The following is a 16030-nucleotide window of genomic DNA, read 5'->3' as shown; positions in this document are numbered from 1 at the left end:
TTTCTGATTTTCAACCCCTAATTAATTACCCATAATGTCAGTTGCATGGCAAATTGCCAAAACCTACGAAGATATTTTGTATCACAAAGCCGACGGTATCGCTAAAATTACGATTAACCGTCCAGAAAAACGTAATGCTTTTCGACCTAAAACTGTTTTTGAACTCTACGATGCTTTTTGTGATGCCCGGGAAGACCTGAATATTGGTGTGGTATTGTTTACAGGAGCCGGGCCTCATACCGACGGAAAATATGCCTTTTGTTCCGGCGGGGATCAAAGCGTGCGGGGGGATGGGGGATATATTGACGATACGGGTATCCCTCGATTAAACGTTTTAGATTTACAACGGTTAATCCGAAGTATGCCCAAAGTTGTGATTGCTTTGGTAGCAGGATATGCGATCGGGGGCGGTCATGTACTGCATTTAATTTGCGATTTAACTCTAGCTGCGGATAATGCAATTTTTGGGCAAACCGGGCCGAAAGTTGGCAGTTTTGATGGGGGATTTGGAGCTAGTTATTTAGCTCGAATTGTCGGTCAAAAAAAAGCCAGAGAAATTTGGTATTTGTGTCGTCAATATAATGCTCAACAAGCCCTAGATATGGGGTTAATTAATCATGTTGTTCCCGTAGAACAATTGGAATTAGAAGGAATAGAATGGGCTCAGGAAATTCTGGAGAAAAGCCCAATTGCGATTCGCTGTTTAAAGGCGGCGTTTAATGCCGATTGTGATGGTCAAGCGGGTCTACAGGAACTCGCCGGAAATGCCACCCTACTATATTATATGACCGAGGAAGGAACGGAAGGGAAACAGGCTTTCTTGGAGAAGCGATCGCCTAATTTCCGTCAATATCCCTGGCTTCCTTAGTCTAGGATATGATTTTTGCGGGGACTAGGAATTCCTAGACCCCAAATTTTTCAATTAAGCCAATAAGGATTCTACTTCGTCTAGCTCTTGAACCTGATGGGATGGCAACGGGATCACATCCCCCTTGCGAGGCGTTTCTTGGGGGAAGTGGATCAGGTTTTCTAGGGTTTCCCAAGATGGAGCAAAGGCGGGAAGTGCTAATTGACAAGACTTCCAACTGCCTTTGACTGAAACTTGAAGCAACTGACAATGCCCCCCACGATGGCCTTCGGGGGTGTATTTTTGGCAGTTACGGCAGACCGATATCAAGTTCCCAGACTCCATACTTTTAAATTCCCCAAGAAAATTACCTATCTATAATTATCGGGGATGATCAAATTCAGGTTTTTTATCGTCAAACTTCGATTCTGTATGGTTTTGAGTTAAATTTTTATGGACTAAGAACTTAACACTTATTTTATATTTTGTTTAAAATCAGATTCAAAATATTAAGAAATGTAAATTTGATAGACTGTACCTGAAACAAAGTAAAATATATAGGGATCAAGGATTAATTTAGATTAAGGGATTAATAAACTCAGTATAAATCCCGTTTAAAACGAGTTAATAGATCAATTTGTAATTACTCTCCGTTTTGGATTGAACAAAAGCCACAAACTGACCAACGAGACAATTCCCCTGGAGGTGTTGGACAGTGACATTGGGGACATAAGGGGAGAGGTTGTGATCGCTGCTTTAAACGATTAGCCCAACCTTCAAAGGCCGTTAACGGAGTCAGGGAGGAACGCCCGGGTACCTCGTCCACTGCTTTTGGAGTTGGAATCTCAACCCGACTGGGATGTTCTTGCCACATTTGAGAGAACTCATCGGTCGAAAAATCGAGAGAAACCGATTGATCTCCCTGGAGTTGATAGCGCCACCCCGCCGAGGAAAATCTGATATCCTGAACTGGAAATAACAGTTTTTGATGCAATTTATGGATAATTTGCACCCGTCTTAAGGTTAAATCCTGAGACCAAGTGGCACTAGAGGTGGCAACATTCAACACCCCTCGATGCCAAGTGACTGGACGGGTATGACGACTCGCTACAGTCCCCACAATTTCAGACCAACATTGACAGAGATCTTGAAATTGTTGCTGTTCTGGGGTAAGAATCTGAGATTGAAGGCGACCTAAAATACGATGGAGGGATTGCATTAATCACAAACACGGGTTCTAACCGATAGAGATTTTTGGACTAACTTGCCACAATTAAAACATAACAAACACAGTATTCCTGACAGAATCGTAAGCCTGAATTCATCAGTTAGTTAATCATTCTTTTCCTTTTCTGTTACTTTTTCAGCAAGCCCTAATTAAATTTAACAAGCGATCGCATCTTCAAAACCCATTGAGAATTTCCTAGTTTTTCAAGGGAATAGTTAAAGGAGAATACGGAATACTAGGCTCTATTCCATCGTTAGGTGCTGAGTTTATCGGGACGGTTTCTTCTGAAAGAATGCGAGATTGTGGTTCTACGGGAATGGTCGGTTCTGTGTAGTAATTAGGAGCAGATTCTTCAGAAACATAACCCCCTCCTTCGGCGGGTGGAACCTGTGGCGGTAGAGTTTCAGCCCCAGATTGAGAGTAATTGGGGTCAGTTGGAATATCGGGTTGAACCGTTGGATCACCAGAATAGCTATTGACAGGGGTAGAAACCGAGTAATCTGTAGTAGGAGTAGGAGGTTCCGATTCTACCTCGGAAGGTGGGAGTAAATATTGATCGATTTTAGATTCATCCGTTGACGGACTTTTTTCCAGGGTTTCAGCAACAACACCAGAATTACTATATTGATCAACGGGGGATTGTTCTTCGGTTTTTGCTTCTAAGTCCGCAGGTTTTGGTATGGAGTAATCTCCATCTTCTAATGGTTCTTCAACCGAACGTTGAGGGGCTACTTCACTCGGAGCTTGAGTTTGAATAGAGGGATTTTCAAACATTGGTTCCGTCGAATCTAAATTAGCAAAGGGATGATTGATCTGAATCTTGGTTTTCTGACTAACAATATATCCATAACGACGGGTCAAATCAAACCCAACCCAACCAAAAAATAAAGAGGTGACTAAGAATAAAATCGGAACTAAAAAACCCAAGGAAGGGTTATATTCTATGGTTTCCCAGTCAGGAATCTGGACAGGAACAGGTTGAATTTTAGGTTGGGGATGGGGCTGGGGAACGGTTACAAATACTGGAGTTTCAACAACAGGTTTCACCGCCACAGGTTTAGGGGGAATAACAACTGGATTAGGTTGAATCAAAGTATTAGGAGATTGAATTACCGTAGTAGTTGTTTCAATCGGTAAAAAAGCGATCCACTGATCAACATTTTGAGGCCGTCGTCCGGGTTCAATTTCTAATCCCCAATAGATCAACCGTTCCACTACGACACTGAGGGTAGGTTGAATTCGTCTTAAATTTGGTTTAGTGGCGTTTAGTAACTCCTGTGTGGCTTCATTGACTCTTAGGGGGGCTTCTAAGGGCGGTTCACCTGTTAATAAATAATAGAGTATGGCTGACAAACCATAAATATCCGTTGCTGGGGTCAATTGTTGATGGGGAAGATAATGTTCTAGGGACGCATAACCCACGGATAAAACGCGGTTACGAATAGGAAACTCCGGGTGATGTTGGATGAAGCCATTGGTTAAGCCAAAATCAACTAAGGTGAGGGTATTTCCGTGGAGTCGGATATTTCTGGGTTGGAGATGACAGTGGAGTAAACCTTGTTGATGGAGTTTCCGCAACGCTGAAGAAATCTGACTAATATAGTTTAGGGCTTGACCCACCGATAGCCTGGGACTCGATTTTAGTGTTTCTTCTAAGGTTTCCCCTGGAATATAATTCATCACCATATAGGGTAAACCCTGTTCTTCAAATAAGTCGAGGACACGCACAATATTTGGATGGTGACACTGACTTAAACCCTGAGCAAAGGTGATAAATTGTCGCTTAATTTTGGGAAAATCAACGGAGGTCATGAATTTCGGATGGAGGGTTTTAATCACCACCGTTTGATTCGTCAGAGGGTGAGTCCCTTGGTAAGTTACACCAAACTCCCCACGACCAAGAACCGCATCAATCCGATATTTGCCGTTCTGGAGAACCATTTCCTGCGTTAGATTCATTGCTTGATCACCAACTCCCCACCGTTTACTTATCTGCCCATACCATAACGAAACTATCGTTTTAGCATAGTCTACCTTTAGTTCTGGGATTGTAGCGCCTCTGTGGGACGAGCGCCAACTCTCCCAACGGTTAGACCTAGAAGTCCTCCACCATCCATTCCGAAGATCTCCCCCCTAAATCCAGGGGAATACTCACAGCTTTTCCTAAACGGGGTTTTTCTCGAGTATTTAGAATATAATGTCTTACCTGTTCCGTACTTCCCCAACTATTTAGATAGTTAGTGATCGCATTCAAATGGGCAATATAATCGGCTTCATTCAGGGGAAAGGATAATTGTTCTAAATATTTCCACATAATTTGCAGAAATATTTTACCCCTTGTCCGTCGCAGTTGAATATCGTAGGACACTCCCCATTTATTTAATAACAATTGACGCAGATCTTCACCAGTCATAGTTACGATTCACTCCCTAGATACGGCTCGATCCATTAACTACCAATTCCTAACCCGGTGGCCAAGGCAGGGGTGAGGGGAAATAGGGTTAAAATCATGAACAAGAAAACCAATAATCCCCAGGCGGCACGGGTATCATTGGGTTCAGTTAATTCATTTAAACTCGGTCGTTCTAAATTCCGTTGTAAAATCAAAATTACTAAGGCCCAATACAGGGCTAACGGATTAGAGAAAGAAGCGATCGCTAAAACAATAAATGTAGCAATGGTGGAACGTCCGGCAATTTTCCGGCCATAAATCGCCTGCATCATCCGTCCCCCATCTAACTGTCCGGCTGGCATTAAATTCAAAGCCGTAATCACTAATCCAAACCAACCGATTAAAGTTAGAAGATGCACGTCAACGCTGGTTTGATGGAGTTGGGAACCTAAAATTAATCGAGATAACATCCCGACTAAAACCGAGCCTTGAAAAAATTCCGTTGGTACTTGAAAAGCACTCCCCTGATGGGATAAAAATAACCCCATAATTAACAGGAATAACGATAATCCGCCAGCAGCTACCGGGCCAGCAAAAGCCACATCAAATAATACCGTCCGGTTAGGTAATACGGATTCAAACCGATTAAATGCTCCAAAACTTCCAATTTGAACCGTTGGGATAAAAAACGGCCAACTAAACTTAATATTATAGTGTTTGGCTATAACTTGATGGGCAATTTCATGGATGAATAAAACCGCTAAAATTCCGAGGGCGATCGGGATAATTTCCGGGTAGCGGGTTAAATTTTCAGAAAAATCGAATCCTAATAATAAACCTCCCGCTTCAAAAATTGTTCCTAGCGTCATTAAAAATAAAATAATCGCTAAAATTTTTTGAGGAATTGAAGTGCTTAAGGGTTCATTATTCTGGGGTAGAACAATAACAACGGGTTTGCCTTCGGGATTATCAACTAAAAATAATCGTAAGCGATCGCCAATGCTTTTTTTTAAATTTGTCGATAATTGTTGATAGGCAATTTCCGGGTCACTGCGAAGATTTCCTTTAAAAATCACCCCATCTTGATAGGGAATGGTTTCCGTGGCAAAAAAGGTATCAATACCAAAAATACCCTGAATAATTTTCAGGTCTTCTGGAGATAACGGAACCGATCCCAAGTTCAAAACCGGATCGGGGGTTGGGGGAATAATGTTGAGTTCCGGTGGCAGGGGGGGCGGACTTCCTAACAGATCGGGTTTAAGCTCAGAGACCGAATCTTGATTCGCCACTTCCCTGAGTCGTCGGCCAATCATAATATATAATCCCGTCGAAGCCACGAATAAAAATAAAAGACTCACCAAATTTAGGTAAATTCCCGTCGCCGCCAAGCAGAAAAACAGAAATCCCGGAGACATTAAAGCCACGGATTGTAACCAGGACAACAAACCCAGTTTCCCATAGGGTAAGGCACGATAATACCCCCAACCCAGGATACCCAGGGTAATCAGGAGGACGAGAATAGTGGTGTTATCAGATGCAGTAAACATTATAGACCTTAATTTTGAACTAGAAAGGCGATCACCTTGAGAATTCATTGTAGCCCAGTCCATTCCCCCCTAATTCAATCAAGGCATTGTCGGAATGCTATCCAGGTCTTTAGGATGGGTCTTGATATCTGCCTGGGAAATGAAATCGGGATTGGTCGCCAAAATCGCTTTCGCTTCTGCCATATCTCGGCGGGTCGCTTCCCGTAGTTGTTCTCGCAGGGCGGGCATAGCAGCCAAAGCCCTTGTCCAGTCGGGGATTTGAGCCGTGACCGGATTTTGAAAGAATTCTTCACCCGCTTCCGCGATCACTTTTTCAAAGACATCAATGATCGCTTCTTCGTGGTGACGGTCATACTGCATATTATTAAACCGAGCATCGACAAAATATTGGCGGGTAAAATCCTGGGCCTCCCGTTTGAATTTAATTCGTAAGGTATGAATTTGTTCCCGGTTCACCACCACCCGTTCGGTTTCGATTAAGGTACGCAAAATCGACCTAAGAATATCAGCGCACATTTTCCGTAATCCTTCGGTGGGAGATTGACCAATATTTTGATGTTTATGGTCGAAGTTTCCTAAATCAATTTGAGCAATTCTTTGGGGAACAACATTGCGATAAACCTCCGCTAATAAACCAATTTCTAAGCCCCAATTGCTGGGAATTCGAGTATTGAGAGCGATATCATTGGTTAGGGCAAATTCCCCAGATAGGGGATAACGATAGGCACTTAAATAGCGCAGATAATTGTTATAGCCATATAAATCCATCAGTGCCACCAGTAACGGCGTGACAAATAGACGCATCACCCGACCATGGAAACTTCTAGGTTCGCCGCCCAATCGGGCATAATAGGCTTTATTAAAGGAAATTCCGAGTTCTTTTTCTAGGAGGGGGAATAATAGTTTCAGGGGATAGGATTTATCGTAGGTGATAATATCGGCATCGTGCAGTGCGATCGCTTCGGCTTGCAGGGATGCTACCCCCAAACCAATCCAAACCGCCCGACCTTTGCCCTTGAAGCTCATCAGATCTAGGCCTTTTTCCCGCAATTTTTCTAAAAGTTGGTTGACTCTTGGGCTATTTTCCCAAATCACCAGGGTCGGTTGGGGTAAAACACTAAAAAAATGAACCGCTTTTGTATATTCCTCAAGGGTCTTTGCATACAGACAGACCACGATGGTATTGACGAAATGACAGTCCTTGAGGCAATCTCGAATCCGGGTTAAAGCGGGTCGTTCCAGTTCCTCGTATAAGGCGGGAATCAAGACAGCCGTGGGGCAAGTTTCACACAGTTGGGTGATTCTGGCTTCTAATAAGTCAAGATCGCAACCAAAGTCATGAATCGTGGTAATTAATTCTTGTTTATAGTCCATTATGGTGACCCAATTCCCAAGATAGCCAGTGCCTTATAGAGTCCATCCATCCTAACACTCAAGGAACAAATTAGACTAGCTCAACTGCTGCACATATATGGCGCTACGCATTACACTTAGGGTACTTCTAAATCCAGCAAACTCATTCACTGCTTACTGTTCCGGTGTTCCCTTGTTCCCTAGTGCGTAGCCCTATAGATCTCGCTGGTACATATAGCAGTTTTTTCTACCAATCAGTGCAGAGATGCCCCTAACAGTTTAGAGATCAATACCTCAAAATTACGCACAGAATTAGCCGATGGCATGATTTCTGGATCAACCATGGGTTCCACCAAAATTGTAAACATTCCCAAACGGTTCCCCGCCAATACATCGGTAAATAAGCGATCGCCCACCATCGCTACTTGTTCTATGGGCAAATTCATCGCTTCAACAGCCCGCTTGAGTTTCCGACGGGAGGGTTTACCCGCGCCGCTAATATAGGGCAAGTTCAAGGTTTCAGCAATATTGCCAATCCGAGTTTGACTAATATTGTTACTCACTAACCATAGACTCAAATGAGGTTTGAGGGTATCAATCCAACCTTTGAGATCTTCGGAAACCGACTTTTCTGTAATCGGAACTAAGGTTTCATCCACATCCAGTACCATTCCTTTAATCTGATGCCGTTGTAATAACTCCGGTGTCAAATGTAAAACGCAATCCCCAAGAACTAAATCAGGCTGTAAGAGTTTCCCCCAAGACATAATAACCGTAAGATTTTAGCCTTTTTATCTTAGCGGAAAACTGGGCAATATAGAGAAATTTTTTCCTGAAATCGTTGGATCACCAAGCAATAGGGGGCAAGGAAATCAGAATACTGCGATCAGAAATTTCCACTTCCGAGCGATTTCTTCCCCACTGTTCCAATCCCACCACAATTGTACTTGAAAGAATAGCATCTTCAGTCAAACGACGCTCAATTTTACCTTCAGCAATTAACCGTTCAAAAATAGCTTTAAAGGGAATATAAACATCCTGAAAAGGTAAATCTTTTAAAGGTAAATTACAATCCGATGATTTATCAACAGTAAACTTTAAATCCTTGGGGGTAACATTCCATGACTTGCCATTAACATGAATTTGAGACAAAGAATATTCAGCCACTTCAGGTTCACGAAATAACTCAGGTAAGGTGGATATTTTGCCCTGATTAATTACATAATCCATTAAATTAACAGAAACTCCAAACCCTTGACGGCTTTTTAAACTATAAAAAGTCATATCCGTATGCACCCTAATTTTCCGGTATAAATCCTCAGTTTTATCCGCAAAACACACCTTAGCCCGAAGTTTTAAACGGACACCCTGCACCCATTCATACAAGGGTGTCATGACTCGATTTCGGTGATCTAACCCGCCATAAGTCCCTGGATAGGTTTTCAGGTTTTCTTGTAGTCCAATATAGAAACTACCATAACCAAAGGGAATTTGTGGCAAGCTGGAACTGTCATTAATCAAATAAGCTGAGGGACTTTCTCCCACACCGTTGTTTTTCCAGTAAAAAAAGTAAGGACAGCGACCCTTGACCGGGGGAGTTCCAACAGGTTCAGAAGGGTGAGATTCCATTAAAACTCGATTATTCGGGGCGTTGGGGTTTTCAGCTTCATTGGGAATACAACTTAATTTTCCGGTTGGCCCTACTTTATCCTTGTAACTAAAAGATCCATAGGCTAGGGTATAAAACCCAGAACGATTCGGAATTGACCCATAACATTTTCCCCCAATTCCATCAGGACAACTCTCAAAATAAACAGGACTTTGGGGATAATAGCCAGCCACTCGGCGAATTTTCAACCCAGAATCCCAACCCCAAGGGATTAGAGAAGATGGGGAAATTGCCGCATGAGAATCAATAGCTGAATGCTCCGAAGATGGTAACGAAATTGAAGAATTTGGGGCCGTCAAGGAAAGATTAGATAGTCCGAACAAAATGGCTAAATACACAGCTTTTGTTTTCGATAAAAAACTGGGTTTTAGACTATAAAAATAATCACTAAAGCGCACGTTCTCTGGTTGTAGATGTAGATACAGGTTCAAAAAGCAATGATTTTCTATTTAGAAGAAAGATTGCGTTCAACTTCAGCAATCGCCGCTTGATGTTCCGCTTCCGTCCGACTAAAAATATGGGTTCCGTCGTACCGCGCCATAAAATACAAATAATCCGTTTTTTCAGGAGTTAAAGTTGCTTTTAAACTGGCTAAACCAGGACTGGCGATCGCCGTTGGAGGTAATCCCACATTAATATAAGTATTGTAGGGAGATGGCGTTTCCACTTGTTTAAAGGTTAGGGGTTGTTCAACAGTTTGACGAATCCCCAAAGCATATTCTACTGTTGGATCAGATCCTAGTTGAATTCCTTTTTGTAAACGGTTATGAAATACCCCAGAAATTCGATTTCTTTCTTCATGAACAACCGCTTCTTTTTCCACAATACTCGCTAATGTTACCCATTCATTTAAACTCAAATTCTTTTGAGATTGAGCTTGTTGATAAATGGGTAAAGCCTGTTCTTGGAATCGATTCAACATCTGACGGACAACCGCCTGGGGAGTAACTTCCGTTGCTTCGACTTGATAGGTATCGGGAAATAAAAAGCCTTCTAATAAGGGTAAATTCTGCGGAAGCCAAGGATAATCCTGATAGGGAATTTGACGACTAGCCGCGATAAATTCCTCCGCCGAGAAAAATCCCTGTTGCTCAAAATATTCGGCCATCTGTTGAATTGACCAACCTTCAGGAATGGTGAAACTCAGAGTCATTACCTCCCCATTCCAAATAGTAGACGCCACTTGACTCAGGGACTGGGTAGGAGCTAGGGAATAGCTTCCCGCCTTAAAATCTCCTTGGGGGTTTTGGAAGATTAACCACCGCGCCCACAGTCTCCAAGCCAAATCAGAACGAATTAATCCCGCCGCCTTCAAATCTTCACCAATTTGCTGACTGGAAGTTCCTGCTGGAATCAGGATTTTGACGTTGTTTCCCTGACCCTGGGGCGCGGCACTGGCCCAACTCCACCAAGCCCAACCTTGCCATCCTAAGAATCCCCAAATAATCGGCAGAATCAGAAGGTAAAAAAATCCCTTAGAAAACCGTTTCATGGTTTGTTTATTTTGAGGTTTTTTCTGTTTTGTGTTTGCAATTCCCAAGCTAATTCTCCATAATTAAAATTTTAATAAAAACTGAAGTTATGTGAATTAAATTATTAGAAAAGATCTGCTCACAAAAAAGTAGAAACAGATCTAAATCCTTTAATCTAAAGCATCAAAAAGTTGATCTTCAATTAGGGGTAAAAGAGGTTCTAACCTTTTAAATTCTTCGGGGGATAGTTGTTTATATTCTCCTTCTTCATTGGCTTTAGCCAGAATAAAAAATGGATCGGCTGGGGTATAAATACCATATTCCTGTTCCTCATGGTAGAAACTGGCTAACCAGAGCAGTTCCTCATATTCTTGTTCATCGGGTTCAGCAGAATCGAGATCCAGATTCGAGTCTCCATCATCGGGAAAATCCGGTAATTCTCCGGCTGCGGTTAGGGTAATTCCTGTTCGCTTTAGATCCAAATTGTGTTCTGCTAAAACCGCTTTAGCCGTTTTAAAAATACTATCAATTTCTTCTTCTGATTCCACCGGAACTGCGGATTCATCATCATCCTCATCGTCATTCCAAGTTAGAATTTCGATTGGTGAGTCCACAGGTAGGAGTAATCCATAATCTTGACCTTCTAACTCAATTGAGGATTGTAAGACGCAAACCAGCGATCGCCCCTGTTCATCCGTCAGGGTCACGGTCACTTGTTCTTCCTCAGAACGTCCATTTCCTTCAGAAAATTTAGGTGGGAACATCATTTATATCGTACTATTTTTAACCATATTAAACGTTACTGGTAACAAGTGTCAGTCATCAGTCATCAGTCATCAGTCATCAGTCATCAGTCATCAGTCATCAGTCATCAGTTCATTACCCATTACCCATTCCCTTGTCTCCTCTGGTCTAACCATTGTTGCAAAATCAAGGCGGCGGCTTTGCGGTCAATCATGCTTTTATTGCGAGAGGGAGAAATATTGTCCGCAATCATTAATTGTTCGGCTTGATAGGATGTCAGACGTTCATCCACATATTCCAGGGGTAAATTCAAGCCATGGGCTAACCTTTGAGCATAGTTTTGGGTATATTTAGCCTGAGAACCCAAGGAACCGTCGAGATGATAGGGTAAACCTGCCACTAATAACTGTACTTGTCTCTGCTCTACCAGGTCTTGAAATTGAGCGATATCATGGGTAAAAGAACGCCGCAGAATTGTAGTGAGTCCGGTGGCAATTAAGCCCGTACCATCACAACCGGCGACGCCAATGCGTTTGCGACCAATATCTAATCCCAAGGCGGAAATAAACAGGGATTTTCCCATAATTACAACAACCTCGCACAAAGCCCACGCACTTCAGTCGTGGGATGTAGTGCGACCCCCTTTAGGGGGTGTGAGGGTTTTAATGTAATCCCTAAGAACTTCAGCCATTGATAATCCTTCTGATTCAGCATGACTTTTGAGACGTTCATATTCTTTCTCGTTAACATTAAACTGAATTTTCTTTTCCCTTGACATACTCTATTTAAGACTCTATTATCAGAGTATAGCAAGGATGTTCCTCGCTTATCTGGTCAGATGTTCTGACCTCCTTAAAAACAAGTTGTCAATGGCGAGAAAAAGGCAACCACTGTGATTATCCCTGTTGACTACAGAAAGCTCCGAAAAATCTTGGCAGAGCCAAAGACTGTAATAGTCGTGTGCCGTCAATTGGGACGAGGTACTTGGCATTCCTCAGAGTCTCGTACTCTCCTCTAATATTGCTGTGAAGCAATTCTGGAAACAGTAGGGGGCAACTCCATGAATACCGAGCAATCGGGGCTAGACAGGAGAATCCCACGCGGTTCACCCCTGGGAGTGTCAAACAGGATCAGACGGTAAATCTAAGGACTTTTGGGTTGAGTTTTTCGGGTCTAATTCCGGTGTTTCCGAGATCCCCTCCACCGTAGATTTTTGCACGGGAGAAGGCTGTTTTACCGTTGGCCCCAACCAAGAGATATGCGTGGGTACGGGTTTATGGGCGGGTTGCCAACTAGGTAGGACATCGGATAATTGCAACCCTTCCAGGGAAGATTTAGATTCCCGTAATTTATGCCAAACGGAACGGGACATTAATAAGGTATGTTCCACCCGTGCGGCCCCAATTTTTTCTAAATAGGCTTCTCTTTCGGGTTGATAGTCAGCCGATGCTAATTTTAGGGACTGGGGGCCAAATTCCTGGGCTAAATGGGCCATCTGGGATAGCAATTCGGGGTAAAGCCAGGTATAGGCCGGATGGACGGTTAACTCAGCAACATGGGGTTGGCGACCATCACGGGATAACTGCACTTGAAAATAACCAATTGCCGCTTTGCGTTGGGGTTCAAAAACATAACCACTGACCTGTTCACTGTGACTAAACCATTGTTTGATTGCATCTACAACAGCCTGAACAAAACTGGTTTTAAAATCTAAAATATGACGGTCAAATACTTGTCGCAACAACGGAGGCATGGAAACCGTATCTAGTTGATACAGTAGTTGAGCATCCGCATTACTGACGGGTAAAAGGTTGGGTAAATCGGGTTGAGAATTCGCCAAGGTTTGTAGCAATTCCGGTTCCACTACCCAATAGGTCATTTGAGCTAAGGGTTGAAATCCATTTTGCCGATAAAGAGCCATCAAACTGCTATCATTTACATTAACTTCTAATAGCCAGGTTCGTGCTTCCCAAAGGGTTTCAAAACAATAACGTAATAGTTGTGAACCGATACTACTGTGATTATTTAATCGATCTACAAATATTCGATCAATTCGCCAAGTGCTGCGGGTGGTGTTAAAAGGAGAGACTTTAATCATCCCTAAAACTTGACCGAATTGTTCAGCAATATAGGCATTAAATAAATTTTGACAGGGGTTAGGAAACCAACTTAAAAATTTTAGCAACCCATACCACCGACGCAGGTATTCTAACTCCTGGGCTAACACCGTGTCATCAGCTTGGTCATATAGCTTTTCAATCGCCTCTAAGTCCCGGTATTGAAACGGGCGAAGATTAAATTGGTTTTGATTTTGGGAAAGAAATAAATTCATGGGATAAAGTCGGGTAAAGAGTCACCGTTCGCTTATCTTGGTTATCTATAAAGGGCGAATTAGTACCAGTGGGGTTTGCTCATCGGCATTTCCGGCGGGATTACTCCTTAAAGCTTGCTCGATCAAAGCCGTGGAAAGACCGGAGGTTGCTGCTAATATTTTAACCGCTTTTAAATCGTTTACGTCTACAATTGCCGCTCCTAACCCCGTTTCTTTTTGTAGGGTGTTAACCACGTTTTGAGGATCATCTGGCCCTAAGACAATAAATTGATCATAAGGTGGTAAAGTTCCGGTGACATCATCAATCAATCGGGCCTGCTCACCCGCTAATTGATAGAATACCCCTGGTTTCCCTAGAAGTTTGGCTATAGTTCCCACCACAATAGCAAATAATACCCGGACTGATCCGACCTGATTGACTAAGGTTTGCATTCCGCAGGCTGTGGCTAAACTGGAAGTAGGCATGAAGAAATAACAAACCCGTTGGGCTACCCATCCCGGCTTGATTTGGCTAGGATGGTAAAATCGCCCCTGCATTAAAGCGACCGGGGTTTCTCCCAAGGTGACAATATCCCCGGCTTGAGCATGGGGAAGCACATACCTTTTAATCACCTCGACGGGATCATCAATATGGGTTAATAAATGGGTACGAATCGGATAAACTTCGGCAACCCCTTCTACGACTCGTTTATTGGGGATAACTTCCGGATCGGGATATTGTAGAGGTAGGACAAGGTGGCGAACTTTGGGGATACGTCCCTGTGGCCCGTAGGTCATGTACTTAACTTTCACCCAGGCCGATTGTAAGGCTTTTAGATCAGTCCCTTCGATTTCAATTAAAACTTTAATTCTGGTGGTTTTTTGGGCTTTAACAATATAGCCAAACCAATAGTTATCTTCCCTAGCACCTGCATCAATATGGGCGGGAATGACTTTAATTGTATGGTTAATCCCGTCTAAACTCGCTTTAGACAAAAGGGTTAATTGGGCACTGACTTCCGGTATCATGATCTCCAGATTTGAGGTCAGATTCTGGAATTCCATTTCTCCCCGCAAGACATAATGGCGGTTGTCGGATAAATCCAGATTCCATTCTCCCCGCGTCAGTTCGAGTTGATTCCCCGGACGCAGACGATATTGAATTTCTAGCCCCAATGTTCCTAAACCCAGTAAAACCAATGCAGCTGTTGTTACCAGGCTCAAACCTCCTGCCATTACACCACTTCCCCTTTTAAATGTGCGTAGTTGATGCAAACCGATATCGGATTTGCACTCCCATCCTACCGCAAGCCCGTCTATTCTAAAATTTTTAAGTTAAATTACAAAAACAACCTATAGGTGAACCAAAGTATTAATAAGACTTATCCCACAGGGATATCAGGGGGAGAGTACACCTAATCTAGCACAAAAGGGTATATCCTTATTTAAAGATTTGTAAAATTCACCCAAAACGCTTGACGTATCTTAATACTTTTTCAAGGAGTCCCATGAAGCACAAGTCAATTGCGGAAAGATTTTGCCTCACGGCTCACGTTGTGTCAACCCTATTTGGATTAGCGGGGTTATTGTTTATTCTCCCTAACCCTGAACTGGTCGCTAATTTACCTCCGATGGGGATGAATATTTTCGTCTGGAGTATGGCGACCGGAGGCGTAGCCTATATTGTGTTTGGGGCGGCGACCCTGGCATTATATGGCTATAGGACTTTAGGGTTAGGAACAACCTTAGCCTTTATGATTCCATCCCTATTCTTATCCCTATCCAGTGAACTTTTAGGAACTAGCACCGGATTTCCCTTTGGTCATTATCAATATTTGAGTGGTTTAGGTTATAAAATCGCCGGACTGGTTCCCTTCACCATTCCCTTATCTTGGTTCTATATGGGCTTAACTTGCTATTTGTTAGCCCGGGCAGGTTTAAAATTAAAAATGGGAGATAGTTGGGTACGTCAACTTTCAGCCTTGGCATTAGGGGCTATATTACTAACAGCTTGGGACTTAGTATTAGACCCAGCCATGAGTCAAGCTACTTTTCCTTTTTGGCAATTTCAAGAAGTTGGTGAATTTTTTGGAATGCCCTATCGTAATTTAGCTGGATGGATGGGAACGGGCTTTATTTTTATGAGCGTTGGGGCGTTTTTATGGCGCAAAACTCCGATTGCTTTATCTCGCTCCCAATTAACTTTACCCCTAATTGTTTATATCACTAATTTCTTCTTTGGAGCGGCGATTACCGTTGTCGAATTAGATACCCGCTTCCTATTTCCCGTGGCTTTAAGTATTCTATTTGGAGTAGTTCCAGCGATCATTTTCTGGTGGAATGCTAAACCCTCTTTAGATACTATGGAAAGTTTATTATCTAGTGATAATATTACTACTCCCTCAGCCGTTGAAGTGGTTGCAAAGTAAGCATTAAGATTTAAAGAGGATGGGCTTTGCCCATTCTT

Annotated in this window: 16 protein-coding genes; 2 read left to right on the top strand and 14 right to left on the bottom strand. The window is 42.8% G+C overall.

Going from position 1 to position 16030, the window contains the following annotated elements; translation table 11 throughout:
* Nucleotides 1–34: 34 nt before the first annotated feature.
* Nucleotides 35–868 carry a 1,4-dihydroxy-2-naphthoyl-CoA synthase gene (gene menB, locus AC559H_RS19240; protein WP_026795240.1) on the top strand — a complete coding sequence of 278 codons (834 nt, stop codon included), beginning with the start codon at nucleotides 35–37 and terminating at the stop codon, nucleotides 866–868.
* A gap of 54 nt (nucleotides 869–922) precedes the next feature.
* Here menB and AC559H_RS19235 read toward each other — a convergent pair whose 3' ends face one another.
* The 14 genes from AC559H_RS19235 to AC559H_RS19170 form a co-directional block, all read right to left on the bottom strand.
* On the bottom strand, nucleotides 923–1192 hold the full coding sequence (locus tag AC559H_RS19235) for a hypothetical protein (protein WP_026787976.1): 270 nt from the start codon (nucleotides 1190–1192) through the stop codon (nucleotides 923–925).
* 298 nt (nucleotides 1193–1490) lie between these two features.
* Nucleotides 1491–2066: a DciA family protein gene (locus AC559H_RS19230; protein ID WP_026787977.1), complete on the bottom strand. Its 576-nt coding sequence runs from the start codon at nucleotides 2064–2066 to the stop codon at nucleotides 1491–1493.
* A 204-nt stretch (nucleotides 2067–2270) separates the two neighbouring features.
* Complete coding sequence (locus AC559H_RS19225) at nucleotides 2271–4034, bottom strand: serine/threonine protein kinase (RefSeq protein ID WP_051319769.1); 1764 nt, start codon at nucleotides 4032–4034, stop codon at nucleotides 2271–2273.
* A gap of 136 nt (nucleotides 4035–4170) precedes the next feature.
* Complete coding sequence (locus AC559H_RS19220; protein WP_026787978.1) at nucleotides 4171–4488, bottom strand: DUF3067 family protein; 318 nt, start codon at nucleotides 4486–4488, stop codon at nucleotides 4171–4173.
* 35 nt (nucleotides 4489–4523) lie between these two features.
* On the bottom strand, nucleotides 4524–6014 hold the full coding sequence (locus tag AC559H_RS19215; RefSeq protein ID WP_026787979.1) for a site-2 protease family protein: 1491 nt from the start codon (nucleotides 6012–6014) through the stop codon (nucleotides 4524–4526).
* 78 nt (nucleotides 6015–6092) lie between these two features.
* Entirely contained in the window at nucleotides 6093–7388 is a 1296-nt protein-coding gene (locus AC559H_RS19210; protein ID WP_043937812.1) for a glycosyltransferase family protein, read from the bottom strand.
* Nucleotides 7389–7621: 233 nt separating this feature from the next.
* A complete protein-coding gene (locus AC559H_RS19205) occupies nucleotides 7622–8134 on the bottom strand; it encodes a YqeG family HAD IIIA-type phosphatase (protein WP_026795241.1) in 513 nt (170 codons plus the stop codon).
* A gap of 79 nt (nucleotides 8135–8213) precedes the next feature.
* On the bottom strand, nucleotides 8214–9374 hold the full coding sequence (locus AC559H_RS19200; protein ID WP_148292314.1) for a hypothetical protein: 1161 nt from the start codon (nucleotides 9372–9374) through the stop codon (nucleotides 8214–8216).
* A gap of 107 nt (nucleotides 9375–9481) precedes the next feature.
* Nucleotides 9482–10528: an endolytic transglycosylase MltG gene (gene mltG, locus AC559H_RS19195; protein WP_026795243.1), complete on the bottom strand. Its 1047-nt coding sequence runs from the start codon at nucleotides 10526–10528 to the stop codon at nucleotides 9482–9484.
* A gap of 150 nt (nucleotides 10529–10678) precedes the next feature.
* Nucleotides 10679–11275, bottom strand: a complete 597-nt coding sequence (locus tag AC559H_RS19190) for a DUF3727 domain-containing protein (RefSeq protein WP_026795244.1) — start codon at nucleotides 11273–11275, stop codon at nucleotides 10679–10681.
* A 119-nt stretch (nucleotides 11276–11394) separates the two neighbouring features.
* Nucleotides 11395–11835, bottom strand: coding sequence for a Holliday junction resolvase RuvX (gene ruvX / locus AC559H_RS19185; RefSeq protein WP_026787984.1), 441 nt, complete (start codon nucleotides 11833–11835; stop codon nucleotides 11395–11397).
* A gap of 33 nt (nucleotides 11836–11868) precedes the next feature.
* On the bottom strand, nucleotides 11869–12030 hold the full coding sequence (locus AC559H_RS19180; protein WP_141292963.1) for a ribbon-helix-helix protein, CopG family: 162 nt from the start codon (nucleotides 12028–12030) through the stop codon (nucleotides 11869–11871).
* A gap of 342 nt (nucleotides 12031–12372) precedes the next feature.
* Entirely contained in the window at nucleotides 12373–13584 is a 1212-nt protein-coding gene (locus tag AC559H_RS19175) for a GNAT family N-acetyltransferase (RefSeq protein ID WP_026795245.1), read from the bottom strand.
* Between the two features lie 45 nt (nucleotides 13585–13629).
* Nucleotides 13630–14799 carry a hypothetical protein gene (locus tag AC559H_RS19170; RefSeq protein ID WP_026795246.1) on the bottom strand — a complete coding sequence of 390 codons (1170 nt, stop codon included), beginning with the start codon at nucleotides 14797–14799 and terminating at the stop codon, nucleotides 13630–13632.
* Between the two features lie 272 nt (nucleotides 14800–15071).
* Between AC559H_RS19170 and cruF the strand changes: the two genes are divergently transcribed.
* Nucleotides 15072–15992 carry a gamma-carotene 1'-hydroxylase CruF gene (cruF, locus tag AC559H_RS19165; protein WP_026787987.1) on the top strand — a complete coding sequence of 307 codons (921 nt, stop codon included), beginning with the start codon at nucleotides 15072–15074 and terminating at the stop codon, nucleotides 15990–15992.
* Nucleotides 15993–16030: the final 38 nt, after the last annotated feature.

Source organism: Planktothrix prolifica NIVA-CYA 540 (assembly GCF_963864145.1).
In the GTDB taxonomy this organism is placed as follows: Bacteria; Cyanobacteriota; Cyanobacteriia; order Cyanobacteriales; family Microcoleaceae; genus Planktothrix; species Planktothrix agardhii.
The sequence above is the reverse complement of the archived record's forward strand: the minus strand, read 5'-3'. Positions and strand labels throughout refer to the sequence as shown.

Excerpts from the sequence above, each read along its gene's own strand:
- menB (WP_026795240.1), top strand. The coding sequence starts at position 35 with ATGTCAGTTGCATGGCAAATTGCCAAAACCTACGAAGATATTTTGTAT.
- AC559H_RS19235 (WP_026787976.1), bottom strand. The coding sequence starts at position 1,192 with ATGGAGTCTGGGAACTTGATATCGGTCTGCCGTAACTGCCAAAAATAC.
- AC559H_RS19230 (WP_026787977.1), bottom strand. The coding sequence starts at position 2,066 with ATGCAATCCCTCCATCGTATTTTAGGTCGCCTTCAATCTCAGATTCTT.
- AC559H_RS19225 (WP_051319769.1), bottom strand. The coding sequence starts at position 4,034 with ATGAATCTAACGCAGGAAATGGTTCTCCAGAACGGCAAATATCGGATT.
- AC559H_RS19220 (WP_026787978.1), bottom strand. The coding sequence starts at position 4,488 with ATGACTGGTGAAGATCTGCGTCAATTGTTATTAAATAAATGGGGAGTG.
- AC559H_RS19215 (WP_026787979.1), bottom strand. The coding sequence starts at position 6,014 with ATGTTTACTGCATCTGATAACACCACTATTCTCGTCCTCCTGATTACC.
- AC559H_RS19210 (WP_043937812.1), bottom strand. The coding sequence starts at position 7,388 with ATGGACTATAAACAAGAATTAATTACCACGATTCATGACTTTGGTTGC.
- AC559H_RS19205 (WP_026795241.1), bottom strand. The coding sequence starts at position 8,134 with ATGTCTTGGGGGAAACTCTTACAGCCTGATTTAGTTCTTGGGGATTGC.
- mltG (WP_026795243.1), bottom strand. The coding sequence starts at position 10,528 with ATGAAACGGTTTTCTAAGGGATTTTTTTACCTTCTGATTCTGCCGATT.
- AC559H_RS19190 (WP_026795244.1), bottom strand. The coding sequence starts at position 11,275 with ATGATGTTCCCACCTAAATTTTCTGAAGGAAATGGACGTTCTGAGGAA.
- ruvX (WP_026787984.1), bottom strand. The coding sequence starts at position 11,835 with ATGGGAAAATCCCTGTTTATTTCCGCCTTGGGATTAGATATTGGTCGC.
- AC559H_RS19180 (WP_141292963.1), bottom strand. The coding sequence starts at position 12,030 with ATGTCAAGGGAAAAGAAAATTCAGTTTAATGTTAACGAGAAAGAATAT.
- AC559H_RS19175 (WP_026795245.1), bottom strand. The coding sequence starts at position 13,584 with ATGAATTTATTTCTTTCCCAAAATCAAAACCAATTTAATCTTCGCCCG.
- AC559H_RS19170 (WP_026795246.1), bottom strand. The coding sequence starts at position 14,799 with ATGGCAGGAGGTTTGAGCCTGGTAACAACAGCTGCATTGGTTTTACTG.
- cruF (WP_026787987.1), top strand. The coding sequence starts at position 15,072 with ATGAAGCACAAGTCAATTGCGGAAAGATTTTGCCTCACGGCTCACGTT.